An 18,107-nucleotide genomic window follows, 5' to 3' on the forward strand; every position below is an offset into this window, starting at 1 on the left:
CTATAATTCAAAGAAATAAATTATAAGTTGCTATAAAATCTTTTTTAATTACAATCTTTTTTCAAGTTCACTTTTCAAATCCTCAAATCCTTTCTTACCAAGAAGTGCAAACATATTTTTCTTATAATTCTCAACACCTTCCTGATTAAATGGATTTACTGCAGACAAATAACCGCTTATTCCACAAGCCTTCTCAAAGAAATAGATCATATATCCTACATTGTAAGCATCTATCTTAGGTATAGTAACAACCATATTAGGAACTCCACCATCCAAATGAGCAAGTAATGTTCCCGCAAAAGCTTTTTTATTAACAAAATCAACTGTCTTACCACTTAAATAATTAAGACCGTCAATATCCCCATCCATATTTTTAATCGTAAGATCTTTCAATGGATTTTCTACATTTATAACAGTTTCCATAATATTTCTCATTCCATCTTGGATATACTGACCAAGTGAATGTAAATCAGTAGATAGGTTCACAGAAGATGGATAAATTCCTTTTTTATCCTTACCTTCACTTTCTCCATATAATTGTTTCCACCACTCAGAAAAGAAAGTAAGAGATGGTTCGTATGATGCCAAAATTTCCGTAGTATATCCTTTTCTATAAAGAATATTTCTTGTAGCAGCATATCTATAAGAATAATTTTTCTCTAAATCATCACATTCAAAATCTTTTACAGCATCTCTAGCTCCTTGCATAAGGGCGTCAATGTCAACACCAGAAACAGCTATAGGTAAAAGACCAACTGGAGTTAATACAGAAAATCTCCCTCCAACATCATCAGGTATTACAAAAGTTTCATAACCTTCGCTATCAGCAAGACCTTTTAAAGCTCCTCTAGCTTTATCAGTTGTCGCAATTATTCTCTCTTTTGCTCCATCTTTTCCATACTTATCTTCTAAGAAACTCTTAAAAAATCTAAATGCAAGAGCTGGTTCTGTAGTTGTACCAGATTTAGATATAACATTTACATAAACACTTTTATCTTTAATAAGTTCTAATAAATCAATTAAATAGGTGGAACTTATGCTATTACCTGCAAAAAATATTTGAGGTGCTTTTCTCTTATCAGAACTTAAATAGTTAAAGAAAGTAGTATTTAAACATTCAATGCAAGCTTTCGCTCCTAAGTATGAACCTCCTATACCTATAACTATCAAAACATCCGCATTATCCCTTATTTTTTGTGCCGTAACCTTAATTCTGTTATATTCTTCTTTATCATAATCATTTGGCAAATTTACCCATCCCAAAAAATCATTGCCAGCTCCACTTCTATTTTTAATCAATTCATGGGCAAGCTTAACTTGGGGTACTATTAAATCCAATTCATCACTATTTATATAACTACCTAATTTTGAATCATCGAATTTCAATTTATCCATAGACATTTAATTACCTCCTTGAGATTCTCATAAATTTATTTTAAGATAACTTTAGTTAAAAATAAAGTAAATAAAAAATAAATTAAAACTATAATAAATACAAAAGGCAAAATCGCCTTATAAGCTCCCTTAACAAGTAACCAAAAATCTTGCTTATCTATATCTATCTTCTTATTGATATCATCTTTTTTCTTATTTTTATTAAATAACATAGTTAAACTTTATCCTCTTAATACACTAATACATTAATTATAATTTTTAGATATAAAAAAAACAATAAAAAGCGTTAATAAAACAACTTATTTATTGTTTCCTAAAAATTATATAATATCTATTACACTCAAAACATTTTTACAATTAATATTAATGGTTTTATCTACTCCCTCTATCTTTCGTATATACCTACCATTTAATAAAACATTCCAAGATAAATCAGTATTCAAAACAATTTCACTCATGTAAGACTTTATATTACAATCAACAATTTGATTATACATAATATCTGCATTAGAAAAATCCAAACTAATATTCGATACGAATGAAACCACGTTTATGTTTGAAAGATTTCGTGAAACACCATTAATGTGCAGTGTAGAAAACACTTCTTTTATATAAACCTTATCTCTACTATCTTTAAATACTCCTTTTTTATTGGTAAATACTTTCGATTTCACACAGAGCAAATAAATTCCATAGCCTAAAAATGCTAATGCCAATATAAAATATAAACTAATTCCAGAAAATAAAGCAATCATACCTATACCAAATATGATAAATACCTTACCCACACTATTTGTATACCTATCTTTCAAAAGTGTGATACCATTATAAACAAGCAAAATTGAAGCTATATAAATTAAAACCCTGAAACTACTAAGCATCCTTACTCCACCAATTAGTAAAATAGCTCCAATAACTAAAAACAATATCCCTTTTAAAAAATTACTATCCTTCGAAAACATACAATCCCTCCTACATATGATCGTATAACTAAACTCACTTATTCTTCTTTAAATTCGTACCTCTAAACTTAATAACCTGTTTATTAATACTAATATTTATAAATATCAATATAACTATCGTAATTAACATTATTAATGAAGCAAATATATCTTTATATAAAATAAAACTACTCTCTGTAATTACCACAAATGGAGCGAAAAATGGAATGCATACTAATATATTTTTAAAATAATTATTAGGAAACTGTAAATTAAGCATCGACAAAAAATACCCAATAGAAATCAAAAACACAATTGGAATTATTCCTAACGATAACTCTTCAATCTTATCAATCACACTTCCTATAAAAACAAATAATAAACCATATATCATAAATCCCAATACAAAATACGATATATATTTTAACACAAATAATCCATCAAATACTATAATTTCTTTAATTAATGGGAAATACTTATTACTCATCATTCCTGTTATTAAAAATAAAATAATTATAAAGTATATCAGTTGTATCAGAGCAGCCAACAAATAACCAAATAATTTTCCTAATATAATTGTTGAAAATTTAACTTTAGTTATAAATATATCCATTATTTTTGAAGTTCTCTCTATGTTTACATTCATAGATATAAACTGTCCATATAATATAAAAATCATGTAAATAAATATTGTTAATAAAAAAGGATACGTGTAGTTCTTTATAATCCCTATGACTTTATTTTTAAATAGACTAAGAGATTCAACATTATAATTTGGATAACTTATATTCAAATCAGAATTTTGGTTTAAAATGTATCTATCTAATATAAATTTAATTTCAGGATAGTTCTCTTTTGTGAAAATATTAATCTCTGATTTGGAAACTACATCTATGTATCCGTCAATCCCACCATTATATAGCTTCTCTTTAAGTTCATCTTCTTTAACTCCTTTATCAACCAATTTAACATAATAGTTATTGTCCAAACTCTTCTCAATACTTCTTATATATAAATTCAATTCCAAATCATCTTTAAAAATATAATTTTTAGGATCAGATATATAAATCAAATATTCACTTTTATCTTTTGATATAAAATTAAATTTTATAATTAGATCTGGCAAAATTGATACAATTATAATTAAAAGAGATATTACCAAGGTAGATATCTTGAAAAAATTTCTACCAATAATATCTCTAAAATTGTAAGCAGCTATTATGAAAAATTTGTTCACCTATAAATCACCAGCCGTATCCAAAAAAATTTCATGTAATGATTTATATTTTAAACCAAAATTAAAAATCTTAACCCTGTTAGAATACAAAATATTTAATATATCACTTGTAATATTTTCATTTAATATATTTATCTCATAAACATTTCTATTTTTTGTTATTCCTTTGACTCCATATATATTTAAATTCGGTAAGTTACCATCTATCTCGAGAACCAGTTTATTCCTACCATATGATTTTTTAATGTTCATCAAGTTACCTTCAATGGCTTGAGCCCCATTTTTAAAAATAGATATTCTATCACAAAATTCTTCTATATAATGCGTCTGATGAGTACAAAATATAATATATTTCCCCCTATTTACAAGTTCAGTTACTATATTTCTTAAAATTTCAGAATTAACTGGATCTAATCCACTAAATGGTTCATCAAATATCAAGATATCTGGATCATGAATTATCGTTGAAATTATTTGTACCTTTTGTTGATTCCCTTTAGATAAAGTTTCTATTGGCTTTTTCACATATTCCTCTAACTGAAACCTCTCCAACCAATAATTAATTTTACTTTTTGATTCCTTAACATCAAGCCCCGATATTCTTGAAAAATAAAATAAATTATTCCATACCGTACTCTTATAATAAAGACTCTTTTCCTCTGGTAAATATCCTATCTTTTCTCGTATAACATCTAAATCATTATTTTTAAATAACACCCGACCACTATCTTTAGATATTATATCTAAAATTATTTTTATGGTAGTAGTTTTACCCGCACCATTTCTTCCCAATATACCATAAACTTTTCCAGCCTCAACCTCAAAATTAACTTTATCTACAACTTTTTTATCAAAATAAGATTTATTTAAATCTATAACTTTCAAACTCATAATCTACTTCTTTGTAATGTCAATTCCGTAGTTGTCTTTATAATAATTAATTATGTAATTCTCTGCCTCTGGAACTTCAACATTTTGGAATTCATCTCTCTTTTCAGTCAAATGCTTTTGAGTTTGTTCATTCTGTTTAGCATGTTTATTTGACATTTCTCTAAAAGCAGCTGTTTGTAAAATACCACCTACAACTCCTATTACAAGCATACCTCCAGAGAAAATACTAGCAGCGGTAATAGCTCTATTAAATGGATGATTTTGCTTTTGTGAATCAATAGTTCTTTGTTGTTCTAAATTAGTAAGTCTTTGATTCAAACTATTAACACTTACGCTTGATTGCAATGTAGAACTAACTGTTCTCACGTTAGAAACTTGATTCCTAACTAATGAAGAAGCTACACTGCTAACTCTTCCAACCACTGCATTCGCATTAACCATACTAGCACTTAAAACACACAAATTTGCTAAAGACAATATGGCTATAGAATTTCTCTTATTTAATTTAAATTTACATACATTACCCATTTATTTATCCTCCAATACTAAATCCCGGTTTTACTTCTTGGTTACTCTCCGGTTTACTTATTGGATTTTTATACTTATCAGGCATAGGTACTCCCCAGCTATCAAATAAATTCTTCATGTACTTTTCACGCTCATTATAAAACGCATCATGTGTGTTCTGAAGAATCGTATGATTCACTTTTTCAGCTTCATTATACTGAAGTTGAGTTAAAGTCATTCCAACAATTGTACCAACACCAGCAATAACAGAAACTGCGAAACCAAAACCTCCAATTACTTTCTCTCTGCTACTCAATGTATATCTAAGATTCTGAGCTTGAACTCTAGATACTGTAGTAGCCGCTCCCGCTGCCCTTCCAATAGATGCATGAACTTCTTGACCCTGACCTGCTAAAATATTAAATGATATGGGCCCTGCAACTAGTGTGCCAAGCATATATTTTACTAATTTCGCCTTCTTTCTATGTAACATATTCTCCTCCTAATTACTATAAAAATGATGTATCAACATCAAAACAAAAAATATTAATCTGCTAAAAATATTTTTAAAATTTTAGTATTACATATCAATTATAAAAATAATATGAAGTGTTAATATTTTAAAAAGAGGTTTGATTTAATGAATACTTTAACAGATACTATTAACGCAAAGTTAAATCATTTAAATTTAGATATTGAGGAATTCCTATATACAGAACTGTTGTTTATAACAAATCAATTAAAATATGATTTCAAAAATCACTCACTCAATAATCTTTCAAATTATATTGAAATATTAAATGAAATTAAAACACTGAAGCAAAACACATTATCATATACAAATTCTCCCGTAGAATCTAACCCATCTGACTTATTAAATGATATAGAAAACGCAATAGCTACATCTGGAAATGTCTATACAAAACCAAATCAGGATGACAGTTATTATTTTTATAATTTTAATCCTAACTATGGAGAAACGGATAAAAACTTAAATCTTATCTACAAATTGATAAATATCGAAGATTTTGATTTATTCCCTTTAAAAATAAGTGGACTAAAATTATTTGACAACGTATTTCTTGGACAAACTTTTAGAGATTCAATGAAAAAATTATTCTCTTTCTTGTTCATGTTAAATGAGCAACCGTTCATAGAACTCTGCAGTGAAAAATCAAAATATTTTTCAAATTCTGCTTCTGATATGAACAAACCTATAGTGCTAAAAGAAAATGAATGTTACTTCGAATCAAATATAGATGAAGATGAAGCTATAGAAATGATAAAAACATTTTTAAATTATATAAATATCGATTTATCTGCTTGTAAAGTCTTAACACAGTGCTCTACTAATAAATCCGATGAAAATTATATTACAATTGTTCTATAAAATAAAGGCAACATATAAACATATGTTGCCTTAAACTTTAAAGCTTATTATTTTATTACAAGCTTAATATTCAATATCTAATATACATATAGTATTATCTTCTAAGAAGTAATAAACAAACTCAACCATGTACTCATTTTCTAAACGAATTCTTATCTTATAGTATATATTACCTAAGAAATCAAATACATCCCTATATATATACTCAATAATATCATAATTTAAAATATCTTGAACTTTCTCTAAAAATATATCTTCATCTTTAAACTTTTTACATAAAAGAGTGTCCAATACCTCCACTAAAACTTCCCCCCATATCGATAATAATACAAGTCTAATTGCTAAATATGTAAATTCTAAACTATTTTTAATATTAATGTTATTACTATTATAACATAATCTTTTAAAATTTTCCACATATTAAAATAAAATCATTTTACTCTTAACTTCATCACTGTCATTATCACCCTTCAACACCGACAATAATTTAAAACCAAAATCAAATACAGATCCAGCACAATTAGACGTTATTACCCTATTATTTATAACAACCTTTTCTTTAACATACGTACCATTCTTTACATATTGCTCAAATCCTTCATAACAAGTAAATTTATTATCTTCAAGTAAACCAGCATCGCCCAGAATTACAGGAGCTGCACAAATTGCTGCTAAATATTTATTATTTGAATGCATATACTCAATAAATTCAAATATTGGTTTGAAATTTCTTATCTCCTCAACTCCTTTAACCCCACCCGGAAATATTGCCATCTCATATTCTGAAAAATCAATGTCTTTAAATAATTTATCACACACAATTTTTATATCATGTGCTCCAACTACTTGTAAAGAATCTGTTATGGATACTATATCAACATCTACATTTCCTCTTCTTAAAATATCTATAATTCCAATAGATTCTAGTTCTTCAAATCCATTTGCATTAAAAATACAAACCTTCATTATTTAATCACCTACGCTCAAAATAAAATTTTAATAAATATATAAACATTTACTTAAGTGTGCTATAATAGAAATATAGTTGCAAGTTATGTTTTGGGTAACTTCCATATATTATTAAATTAAACATATTCTTCTCCTACTTTAACCTAAAACATATCTTGTAACCTTATTTTATTCCACTCGATCCAAATCCATTAACACCTCTATCAGTATCATGATTTATATAATCCACTTTACATATTCTTACATCATATACAGGTTTTAATACTAATTGTGCAATTTTCATTCCTTCTTTTATCATAAAATCTTGTTTTCCATGATTTATAATAACTATTTTAACTTCCCCTCTATATCCTTCATCTATTGTTCCTGGAGAATTTAATACAGTTAATTGATTGTTTAATGCAAGTCCACTCTTTGGTCTTACCTGAATTTCAGTATTTTTAGGCAATTCCAATACAAGTCCAATAGATATTAATTCACTTTCTCCGCTTTTTATAAGTTTATTTTCTACAGAAAATACATCCATTCCTGCGTCACCATCATTTGCAAATTCTGGTAATTTAGAGTTTGAATATAATAATTTAACCTTTAATTCATACATTTTTATACCCAACCTATGTTATTTTTAATTATATATTAATCCTTAATTTCGTTTAAAACTACCCCTAATTTTACAAATTTATTTTAAAAATACACTGCTTCCACCTGTCGATAATTTCTTCACATCTAAATTTAAATTATTAATCCTAACTTCTATACAATCATCAATAAACCTAACACTACTAACATCCAAATCTAAATCTAAATTTCCAAACGCCTTCAACAAATCTTTAACAAAAATTTTTATAGGAATATGTTCTATATTAACTCCTGGAAAAACACAGTTTATCATCTTAACTTGTATATATAATAAATTTTCCCTTAACTCCTTTATATTTAAAGAAATATCTCCAACCTCAAATGAACCAATTATTATCCCTTTTAAATAAATAGCTTGACTCACATCTATTCCAGAGATAGAAAAGTTGCCACTCTTTACAAAATCTCTAACAAAAGACATTATATCATCACCTGAAAGTCTTAATATGGTCTGTGTAAGTTTCAAAAATATCCCTCCATTTTTGTTTGAATTTTTATTTCTTGGATTAATCTTTACATTTATATCTTTTGAAATAATATGAATAAAACCATTTTTAGTAACTACATTTTTCAAATCAAAACTAAAATTTGAATGTTTAATTAAATTATTTAAATCTATTTCAAAAGTATGTTTATTTAATTTGTTTTCACTTATAATATTCATTGGAAAAAGTTTTATAAATATATCAATTATGGACTTTGGGATACATATCCCATTAAAACTTATCTTTGTTATCTTAATATGAATTTTATTATCATGAACCTTAAGTATCTTAAAATGTAAATTTAAATTTCTAAATATTTTATAACTAATATTTTTTATTTGTACTTCATCAACAATCTTGATCTCTTTAAAGTGAATCTTCCTACTCGCTAAAAATTTAATTAAAATGTGTGTTAAATCTCTTTCACTGAGCAAAATAGAAATATTAGTTAACTTCATCGATCATCTCCTGAAACAAAAAAATAAAAAGCACATACCTTATATATTTAGATATATGCTTATCTTCTTCATTCTTATTCTATATTTAATTATTTTTCTTTTACTTCTCTTTTAACTGCTTCTCTAAAGATTTAAATCTAACATTTGTAAACATTTTTTCTATTATAGTTCTTATAGATTTATTCATTTCTTCGCTTTTTAAAATTTTATTGAAATCATTTACCCATAAATTAAGACTTTGGTCACTTGGACTACTACCATAAATTACATTATACATTATTTTTATTTTCTCAGAATTATCTATGTATTTATTTTCAAAATTTTCTTCCTTAATTACGCTAAAAATAAAATTTCTAAGATCAACTTCCTTTTTCATTAATTTGTTATACCAAAACCAAAATTCACCTTCACTTGGAAATTCAATACTATTTTCATTCTTGTCTACCCCATTTTTAATATTTATATAAGTGCTTGAAATAAAATTTTTAATGTCATCCTCAGATTTTGGACACTTAAACTCTGGTAAATTTATCTTTAGTGTACAACCTTTATCATTTTTAACTTCTATTTTAAAATCTTTATAAATTTTAAGTGGAACTAAATTTTTAATTGAAACATATCCATTTTCAATTTTAATTTCAACTTTTTCAATTCCACACAAAACTTGATCAACTTTAAAAGAGTCATCAATATGATATTTGAATTTAATATCTCCATCTCCAAATTCAATAGAATTTATATCTATAACTTTAATTTCTTCCTCATCGTCCATTATTTCTTCCTTATTTATAATTTTATCCGAAATATCTCTTTCATATTTTTTATCTTCTTTAATATTATTATTAAATTCTAATATAAGAAATTCTCTTTCACCATTTTCCAAATAATAATTCAAATATATTAAATACGAATTATTTTCTTCAAAGCCTATTTGTTTTGGAATGCTTAATTCTCCATTTTCATTTTTAGAAATATTTAAAATTGGTGTATCCAATAATTGAATACCTGTTGATTTATTTTTTATCCCAACAATGTCTATACTACCGCTAATATTTAAATGTTTTGAATTCAAAACTAACATATTTTCATTTGTAAAATATCCAGTGACATATTTTATATTGTTATTTTCTTCAATAACTATAGGTATAATTTCATCAAATTTAACTCCATTGATCTTAATTCTAATTCCATATTTATATTCAGCAACTATCGCACCTTTTAATTTTATAATTCCTTTTTTAGAATTTAATATCGTTCCTTTATCCTTGTCTATCAAATTAAAATTAATATCATCTAAATTAAAAACGCTGTCTATCTCTATCAAATCATAATTGCTAATACAATCTATATTTTTAAAACAAACTTCTACCTCATGACTTGTGTTTTTGCTTTTAGCAATTGCTCCTTTAAAAGATATATTATTATTAACACTTACTTTCAAAACATCATCAAGCTCAATATCATTAATTTTGAATCTCACAAAATAATTATTTCTCGTATCCAATGTTTGATTTATGAATATACTTCCATTTAACTTTTCTATCCTAGTATTGTAATTAGATTTTAAAAGATTCTTACCGTCACCTCCATCTTTAAAAACTCCAATCACCTTAACAACATCTGTTATTTTTAATCCCTTAGCATGATCCAAAGATATAAAAATTTTATTACTTATAACATCAGTTAACGCACTTGCATTTGATAAGTCTATAGGAATAACTTCAACACCAAAACCATTCATCAAAAATCCATTTATCTTAAGTATGAGTTCATATGAGTTTCCTGACTCAATCCTTCCAAGAATATCAATCGTATTAACTTTATTTGTTAATTGGCATGGAGAGATTAAATTTTTCTCTTTCTCTTTAATGTCATGTAAAGATACGACTTCTATAACATCATCTTTACTCAAATTATTAATTCCGCTTAAATCTACTCTTAAATCTTTACCAACTTTTTCAATAGCAGTTGCTTTAATTTTTGAAATATCAAGATCCGTAACACTCACATCACAATCATCTTGTGGATCCAAATCAATTCCGTTTACTCTTAATCTTACCTTATATTTTTTGCCATGAGTTAAGGCATTTTTTAATACTATCTCACCTTGAAAATTTGTAATTTGATTTTGATTACAATCAAGATTTAATAACATATTCTCATTTGGATTCAATTCATCATAAACACTAACAACATAAACCTTATCATTTTCACTAATTCCACTATCTTTATCTATGCATATATTTAATTTGTCAGATGCTTGAGAAATTATATTTAATTTCACGTTTCCTTTAACATTTATCTCCCTATAAACTGGGTTGATATGAAACGAATCTATTCCAACTATTTCAGATCCTTTTTTCAATAATACCGTATATGTAGATGTAGTTAAATCATTTATATCGTTTATATGTATAGTTGCCTTCCCTTCATTGTCTAATTTAGAATTGCCAATTTTTGAATCATTTTTAAAAATACTTACCTCTGAATCACACAATAATTTACTCGTATCTTCAATTTCCAAACTATCCTTTAAGTCGTTATATGTAACCTTAATATCTAAAAATTTATAACCTTGATCACATTTATTTACAATTTTATAAACCTGACCAAGCTCTTTTGTATTCAAAACAATCGTATATGTATCATCTTCTAAATTTGTCACAGGTTCACCTGATGAATCCAACAAAATTCTTCCATCATTTGAAAAAGTATATGAAATTGATTTATTTATAAGTTTGACATCTAAAATAGTTACATTATTTGGAATATTTATTAATTTGTATACAGCATCTTCCTTTTTGGGACTTTCGTCTTTCACTATGCTAATTCCTAAAACACTTTTGATTTCAAGTTTATTTACTATCTTTGAAATTGAATTTGCATTTAATTTATTGCCTATTAACATCATGAAAACCACCATACAAAAAACAAATGTTTTAATTGTATATCGATGTTTTATCTTCATTTGAACTACTCCTTTAAAATATGGTTTGTTTTTAGTATGGTAATTCTATTTAATTATAATTAGTTAAAATTTTTTCCATATGTAAAAACAAAAAGGCAAGTTGCTAAAACAATTTAACAACTTACCTTAAATTTTTAATATTATTCTTCTATATCTTCAACGACACTTCTTAAAGATTTATCAAAATCATCATCATCTCGTAGAACAAAATCATCAATATAGAAACTATCCAAATAAGTTTCTATAAATTCTCTACATCTATAACGAATTTGTATCTCTATATCCAAAGCATCACTCCCACTTTGTAACACATTGAATATAAAACTCGTCAAGTCATAAAATCCACCCCAAAGACTCCAATTATTTGGACTCATAAACTCAGGACAAACTTTCCTACTTGCATCATAGTGTCTAACAAGCCTATCCATTTTTAAGTCATGCTTAATTAGAAGCTCAGCAGCCAATCTAGCCATACCTAAAATATTATTCTTATGATCAGAGTCTTTATTAACACACATCCCTATTCCAATACTATTATCATTTGTTATCCCATATTTGCCTCGGCCATCCCCACAATGCCAAGATCTGTACTCTTCACCTACAAAATTATAAATTTTATACTCATTTCCTTCATTTCCAACTAAATAATGATAACTTGCATTATCAGATACATTTTCAAAAAAGTTGTAATGCCTATCTAATCCAGAACCTTCATCCCAATTTCCTGTATCATGAATTACTACATATTCAATTTTTTTATTTTCTCTATTTGAAAAATTATTAGATATTAATCTTTCTTTCAATAAATATTGTTTCATGTTTCACCTTAAAAAATTATTATTGTATATCATAATATTTATAAAACATTTTTAGTATTCATTTAATTTTTTATCAATCTCTATTAATCAAAAATTAATTTCTTCGTAATGCTTCTTACTCTCACAACAAAATTTATAAATATGAGCGATAAACCTTCAGAAAAAATTAAACTCATCCATATTCCAGTTAACCCAAACAATTTTGATAAAATTATTAGACTTATAGGTAGAAAAACAAAAGACCTAAATATACAAATTACATTTGAATATTTAGGAATCTCCATTGATTGATAATAAATACTTGTAGTTAAATTTATTCCCAAAATAAAGAATGCTAAATTTGACACATTAAGTCCAAAATATGCAATACTCATAATTTCCAAATCAGACGTAAATATTCCAATCAAACTATTTCCCCATATTAAACATATTAAAACATAAATAAATGTTAACAGAAATCCAAACTTTTTTGAAAATCCATAAAATTTAAGCATATCTTTCCCATTCTTTTCTCCAAAAGAATAACTTATAAGAGGCTGTACTCCAAAATTCATTCCAAGAAGTACCATATAAATGTTTGAATTTATATAATTTATAACACTAAATGCCGTTAATGCCTTACTACCTACAAAAAATATGAGAGCAATGTTATAGAAAAATATAATCATTGAGAATGTTATTTCTGCAAGAAACGATGGAAAACCAATCATTACTATACTCTTTAATATGTTTAAATCAAACGTTGATCTTTTAAATTTCAATAATCCTCTCTTAAAAATAAAATGATTCATCAAAATTATTATAGTTAATATTTGTCCAATTCCAGTTGCTAATGCTGCACCCTGTATTCCCCATCTAAATTTAAATATAAAAATATAATCGAGCACTATGTTCGTAATCGCCCCAAATATATTCGCAGTCATTCCAAGTTTTGGATTACCATCATTTCTCACAAAGCTATTTATAACAATACCTATTAAATTAAAGCTACAAAATAAAGAATAATATTTCAAATACTCTGAAGAATAATACAAAATTTCATCACGTGCCCCAATTAAATACATTATCTTATTGCATCCAAAGAAAGCAATTAAACTTAACATTAGACTCAATATAACAATGAGTCTTATAGTTTGTCCAAATATATTTTGTGCCTTAATCTTATTATTCTCTCCAAAACTTTTAGAAACAAGAGATCCACCTCCAACTGCTATCATAGTAGCCAATCCAAAATACATTATAGTAATTGGCAAAACCATATTCACTGCAGCAAGACCAGTATCTCCTATTCCTCTTCCTACAAAAATTCCATCCATTATCGTATAAAGTGATGTGACTAGCATAGCTATCATAGACGAAATTGAATATTTAAAAAACATTTTTACCATAACCTATCTCCAAATAAGTTTAAAACATAAATCTTTAAAGATAGTTTGTACAAATCCCAAAATAAAAACCACTAAATTTTAAATAATTTAGTGGCTTAAATCTATTTTGTTGTTTCGCTTACTATTCTGTAATACGAATTAGATGTAATTTTGTATATAATCATATAAAATATAGCAAATACAATAAAGCTACTTATTGTTGTTATAGCAAACAGTACCACATTATTAATACTAACTGTTAAAAGTAATCTACATATAATTGGAAAAGCAAATATCAAATGTATAAATGCTATAATCAGTGGCAAAAAAAATACAGTTAAAAGTTGTGAATTAATACTCTTTCTGATTTCTTTCTTGGTCATACCAACTTTTTGCATAATTCCAAATCGTGATTGATCCTCATATCCTTCTGAAATTTGTTTATAATAAATAATTAGTACTGCTGCTGCGATAAATACAATGCTTAAAATAATCCCTATATAAAATAACGCTCCAAAAAGACTATTGAAATTTTCACGTTCAAATTCCTGACTTCTTAAATAAACACTTTTATATCCAAAATTTTCTTTGATTAATTCATTTGTGAAAATATCCAAGAAACTATTATAAAGTTCTATTTGTTTACTCGGTTCCATTCCAGTATCAAAGTTATAAATAAAACTTTTCCTAGCTAATTTTTCCCCATAGAAATCTGATAAATTATCAAAACTTCTGATAACACTTTCTATATCTGGCACAATTAATATTATATTGTATAACATATCAATTGCACTGTCACCAATATTAACAAAATCATCAATCTTCTTTTTAATATTAAATATTTCCCCATTGCTAAAAGAAATCTTATCATCCTTATAACTATTTTTATAAGAATATAATAACGCCTCTCCATCATTTAATGTTTCATTTGAATTCATAATTTCATTGTAATCATCAAGTGAAATAAAGTTTATTGAATATGCATTTGTTCCATTTGATGAATTATAATTTATTAAGGTTGTTTCAACATAACTACCATTAACTATTCCATAGATAGCAGCATTGCGATAAAAATATCTATTTTCTGGTACAACATTACGCTCTCTTAACTCATCTGATAATTTATCTTCTAATTTCTCAATATTTCTATTTAAAAAACTATCTAATTCATCAAACCTAAATTCTAAATTAATATCACGTGGATATCTTGTATTTATTGCATCTTCTTTACCAAAATAAAGACAAGCTGTAGATGCCATCATAACCAAAACCATTGTAGCTAAAATACAAATAGACGCAAGACCTGCTCCATTCCTTTTCATACGATAAATCATTGAAGAAACAGATACAAAATGATTTGTTTTATAATAGTACCTCTTTCTCTTTTTTAAAATACGTAAAAATAAAATAGAGCCTGAAATCATTGTAAAATATGTACCTATAATTACCATAATTACAGCGATGAAAAATGTAGGAAGTGCTTGAATAGGATCTTGAATTATAACTGAGATATAATAGGAAACTCCCAAAATCAAAATCCCCATAATCCCAATGAACCAATTACCTTTTGGAGGTTTTTCTCCAACATTCTCACTTCGTATAAGATTAATTGCACTTGAAAATTGCACTTGACGGATTGAATTAATCAAAATCAAAATAAATATAATTCCAAAAACTTGAATAGTTCTTTCAATTGAAATCATCGAGATTGAAAAAGTATAATTTACAATACTACCCATAAGATTAACAAGTACAAGCTCAGCTAACTTCGAAAAAATAATTCCTGCCAACAGTCCAATACCAATTGATATAACTCCAATAATCAAAGTTTCCCAAAATAATATAATCCCTATATTTCTTTTCCCCATACCAAGGATATTATAAAGACCAAATTCCTTTTTTCTACGTCGAGCTAAAAAAGAATTTGTGTAAAACAAAAAAATTCCAGAAAATACTGCAATAACCTGACTACCAAGATGAAGAACCGTCCTAATTGTTTCCCTACCTCTCAAATTATTTAATATATCGCTCACTCCTAAAAACATAACAATATAAAACATCATTATCATGCCAATACAAGTAAAAATATATGGAACATACATCCTCTTATTTTTTCGAATACTACTCATAGCAAGTTTGAGATAAAAATTTATTTTCATTTTCTTGCTCCTCCTGTTATGAGTAAAGTCAATGTATCTGAAATTTTTTGATAAAATTGATCATCTGTATCATCCCCACGATAAATTTGATGAAATACTTCTCCATCTTTAATAAATAAAACACGATTTGCTACACTTGCAGCTCTAACCGAATGCGTTACCATTAGAATTGTTTGACCTATATTGTTAACCTCTACAAAAAGGCGAAGCAACTCATCAGTAGCTCTAGAATCTAATGCACCCGTTGGTTCATCAGCAAGAATTATTTTAGGATTATTTATCATTGCCCGTGCAACAGCAGCTCTCTGCTTTTGACCTCCAGATACCTCATATGGATACTTTTTAAGAAGCTTGTGAATACCAAGTCGTTCTGATATTGATACCAAACGATCATGCATTTCTGTGTAATGTTTCCCTGCAAGTACGAGAGGTAAATAAATATTATCCTCCAAAGTAAAAGTATCCAACAAATTAAAATCCTGAAATACAAATCCAAGATTATCTCTCCGAAAATTTGCAATAAATGATTCCCTAATTTTAGAAATATCATTGCCATCTAAAATAACACTTCCACTTGTTGGCTTATCAATTGCTGCCATAATATTCAAAAGAGTACTCTTACCTGATCCAGATTCGCCCATGATAGAAACAAACTCACCCTTCTCTACACTGAAATTTACATTTTTTAACACCTCAACTTTATTTCCCCCAAAACGAGTACTATAAACCTTTTTTAAACTATTTACTTCCAAAATACTCATAGATGTTGTTCCTCCACTCAATTTTATGATGTTATTTTAACAAAAAAGGGAAATGACCCACCATCGATTTGGCTTACATTTCCCAAGCTAAACCTTACATTTTTGTAAGGTACTAATCTCTTTTAAAATTATTTTGTTCTAAATTAATATGTACTATTGTTCCCTTATAAAGTTCAGATGTAACATAAATATCAATCTCAAGATTATTACAAATTCGTTTACAAAGGTAAAGTCCAATTCCACTAGCCTTTTTATAAATCCTTCCGTTATATCCCGTATATCCCTTCTCAAAAATACGAGATAAATCTTCTGGTGCTATACCAATTCCTGTATCCTCAATACAAAGTATTGCACCTTTAATATAAATTTTAATACTACCCTTACGAGTATACTTCAAAGCATTAGACAAAAGCTGATCGATTACAAAAGAAAACCATTTCTCATCTGTTACAATTATTCTTTCTATAGCGTCATATTCAATCCTAATCTTACGATCAATAAACTCAGAAGCAAATCTTGCAATTGAATGCTTTATAATATCCCCAACATTATGTTTCCTAAAAACATAATCATTATAATCTGACTCAAGTTTCATAAATGCTAAAACCATTTCAACATACTGACTTATTTGTGATAAATCCGAAGATAATTTCCTAGAAATTAAAGTATCTTCATTTTGTAAAGTAAGCTGCATTGAAGTAATAGGTATCTTGATTTGATGTACCCATAAAGTATAATATTCCATAAGATTTTTGTAACGTTCAGATGTAGATGCATTTAATTGTGAGACTTCACTCTTCAAGGATTCTATAACTTCTTGGTAATCACTATCTTCAATGCATTCAATAGATGGCATATAAGAGATCATATCAGCTGTTAATTTTTTCATTATTATAATCTGATTATGTTTACGCATTTTATTTAAAAATCCTATGCAAATAAATACGACACCAAAAATCAAACATATTAATGACGGATATATGACAGCTTTAAGTGGTAAACGATATAAAATAAAACTAACAATGAAAAATAAACAAAATAAGGTCCACACAAGAATTCCTTTTCTATGTTGTTTTATATATAACAAAAATAATTTCATTGAAACCTCTCTCATTTTAGTAA

At 26.7% G+C, this 18,107-nt stretch carries 18 protein-coding genes; 1 reads left to right on the forward strand and 17 read right to left on the reverse strand.

All coding sequences use genetic code 11. The annotated features are described in order from the left end of the window. Positions 1–48: 48 nt before the first annotated feature. The 7 genes from RATSFB_RS04955 to RATSFB_RS04985 form a co-directional block, all read right to left on the reverse strand. On the reverse strand, positions 49–1,401 hold the full coding sequence (locus RATSFB_RS04955) for a glucose-6-phosphate isomerase (RefSeq protein WP_014094949.1): 1,353 nt from the start codon (positions 1,399–1,401) through the stop codon (positions 49–51). Positions 1,402–1,430: 29 nt separating this feature from the next. Beyond that, positions 1,431–1,607, reverse strand: coding sequence for a hypothetical protein (locus tag RATSFB_RS04960; RefSeq protein ID WP_044035569.1), 177 nt, complete (start codon positions 1,605–1,607; stop codon positions 1,431–1,433). Between the two features lie 108 nt (positions 1,608–1,715). After that, positions 1,716–2,357 carry a hypothetical protein gene (locus tag RATSFB_RS04965; protein WP_014094950.1) on the reverse strand — a complete coding sequence of 214 codons (642 nt, stop codon included), beginning with the start codon at positions 2,355–2,357 and terminating at the stop codon, positions 1,716–1,718. 34 nt (positions 2,358–2,391) lie between these two features. Continuing rightward, a complete protein-coding gene (locus tag RATSFB_RS04970) occupies positions 2,392–3,573 on the reverse strand; it encodes an ABC transporter permease (protein ID WP_014094951.1) in 1,182 nt (393 codons plus the stop codon). Then, positions 3,574–4,464 carry an ABC transporter ATP-binding protein gene (locus RATSFB_RS04975; RefSeq protein WP_014094952.1) on the reverse strand — a complete coding sequence of 297 codons (891 nt, stop codon included), beginning with the start codon at positions 4,462–4,464 and terminating at the stop codon, positions 3,574–3,576. Positions 4,465–4,467: 3 nt separating this feature from the next. Continuing rightward, positions 4,468–4,992, reverse strand: coding sequence for a hypothetical protein (locus RATSFB_RS04980; RefSeq protein WP_014094953.1), 525 nt, complete (start codon positions 4,990–4,992; stop codon positions 4,468–4,470). 4 nt (positions 4,993–4,996) lie between these two features. Next, the gene (locus tag RATSFB_RS04985; RefSeq protein WP_014094954.1) at positions 4,997–5,464 is read right to left on the reverse strand and encodes a hypothetical protein; all 468 of its coding nucleotides are present in this window, start codon (positions 5,462–5,464) and stop codon (positions 4,997–4,999) included. 147 nt (positions 5,465–5,611) lie between these two features. Here RATSFB_RS04985 and RATSFB_RS04990 point away from each other — a divergent pair, with 147 nt between their 5' ends. Continuing rightward, the gene (locus RATSFB_RS04990; RefSeq protein WP_014094955.1) at positions 5,612–6,361 is read left to right on the forward strand and encodes a hypothetical protein; all 750 of its coding nucleotides are present in this window, start codon (positions 5,612–5,614) and stop codon (positions 6,359–6,361) included. Positions 6,362–6,424: 63 nt separating this feature from the next. Here RATSFB_RS04990 and RATSFB_RS04995 read toward each other — a convergent pair whose 3' ends face one another. From RATSFB_RS04995 to RATSFB_RS05040, 10 genes are all read right to left on the reverse strand, one after another. Continuing rightward, positions 6,425–6,778, reverse strand: coding sequence for a hypothetical protein (locus tag RATSFB_RS04995; protein WP_014094956.1), 354 nt, complete (start codon positions 6,776–6,778; stop codon positions 6,425–6,427). Positions 6,779–6,781: 3 nt separating this feature from the next. Then, complete coding sequence (locus RATSFB_RS05000) at positions 6,782–7,327, reverse strand: DJ-1 family glyoxalase III (RefSeq protein WP_014094957.1); 546 nt, start codon at positions 7,325–7,327, stop codon at positions 6,782–6,784. 166 nt (positions 7,328–7,493) lie between these two features. After that, positions 7,494–7,931: a dUTP diphosphatase gene (gene dut, locus RATSFB_RS05005; RefSeq protein WP_014094958.1), complete on the reverse strand. Its 438-nt coding sequence runs from the start codon at positions 7,929–7,931 to the stop codon at positions 7,494–7,496. A 78-nt stretch (positions 7,932–8,009) separates the two neighbouring features. Continuing rightward, on the reverse strand, positions 8,010–8,912 hold the full coding sequence (locus RATSFB_RS05010) for a hypothetical protein (protein ID WP_014094959.1): 903 nt from the start codon (positions 8,910–8,912) through the stop codon (positions 8,010–8,012). Positions 8,913–9,012: 100 nt separating this feature from the next. Next, positions 9,013–11,880, reverse strand: coding sequence for a hypothetical protein (locus tag RATSFB_RS05015; protein WP_014094960.1), 2,868 nt, complete (start codon positions 11,878–11,880; stop codon positions 9,013–9,015). 140 nt (positions 11,881–12,020) lie between these two features. Next, complete coding sequence (locus RATSFB_RS05020) at positions 12,021–12,698, reverse strand: peptidoglycan recognition protein family protein (protein WP_014094961.1); 678 nt, start codon at positions 12,696–12,698, stop codon at positions 12,021–12,023. Positions 12,699–12,781: 83 nt separating this feature from the next. Next, a complete protein-coding gene (locus RATSFB_RS05025; protein WP_014094962.1) occupies positions 12,782–14,086 on the reverse strand; it encodes an MATE family efflux transporter in 1,305 nt (434 codons plus the stop codon). A 101-nt stretch (positions 14,087–14,187) separates the two neighbouring features. Continuing rightward, positions 14,188–16,224, reverse strand: coding sequence for an ABC transporter permease (locus RATSFB_RS05030; protein ID WP_014094963.1), 2,037 nt, complete (start codon positions 16,222–16,224; stop codon positions 14,188–14,190). Next, the gene (locus RATSFB_RS05035; RefSeq protein ID WP_014094964.1) at positions 16,221–16,985 is read right to left on the reverse strand and encodes an ABC transporter ATP-binding protein; all 765 of its coding nucleotides are present in this window, start codon (positions 16,983–16,985) and stop codon (positions 16,221–16,223) included. Before RATSFB_RS05035 ends, RATSFB_RS05030 begins: the two co-directional genes overlap by 4 nt. 112 nt (positions 16,986–17,097) lie before the next feature. Next, the gene (locus RATSFB_RS05040) at positions 17,098–18,084 is read right to left on the reverse strand and encodes a sensor histidine kinase (RefSeq protein WP_014094965.1); all 987 of its coding nucleotides are present in this window, start codon (positions 18,082–18,084) and stop codon (positions 17,098–17,100) included. Positions 18,085–18,107 lie beyond the last annotated feature (23 nt).

Source organism: Candidatus Arthromitus sp. SFB-rat-Yit (assembly GCF_000283555.1).
GTDB lineage: Bacteria > Bacillota > Clostridia > Clostridiales > Clostridiaceae > Dwaynesavagella.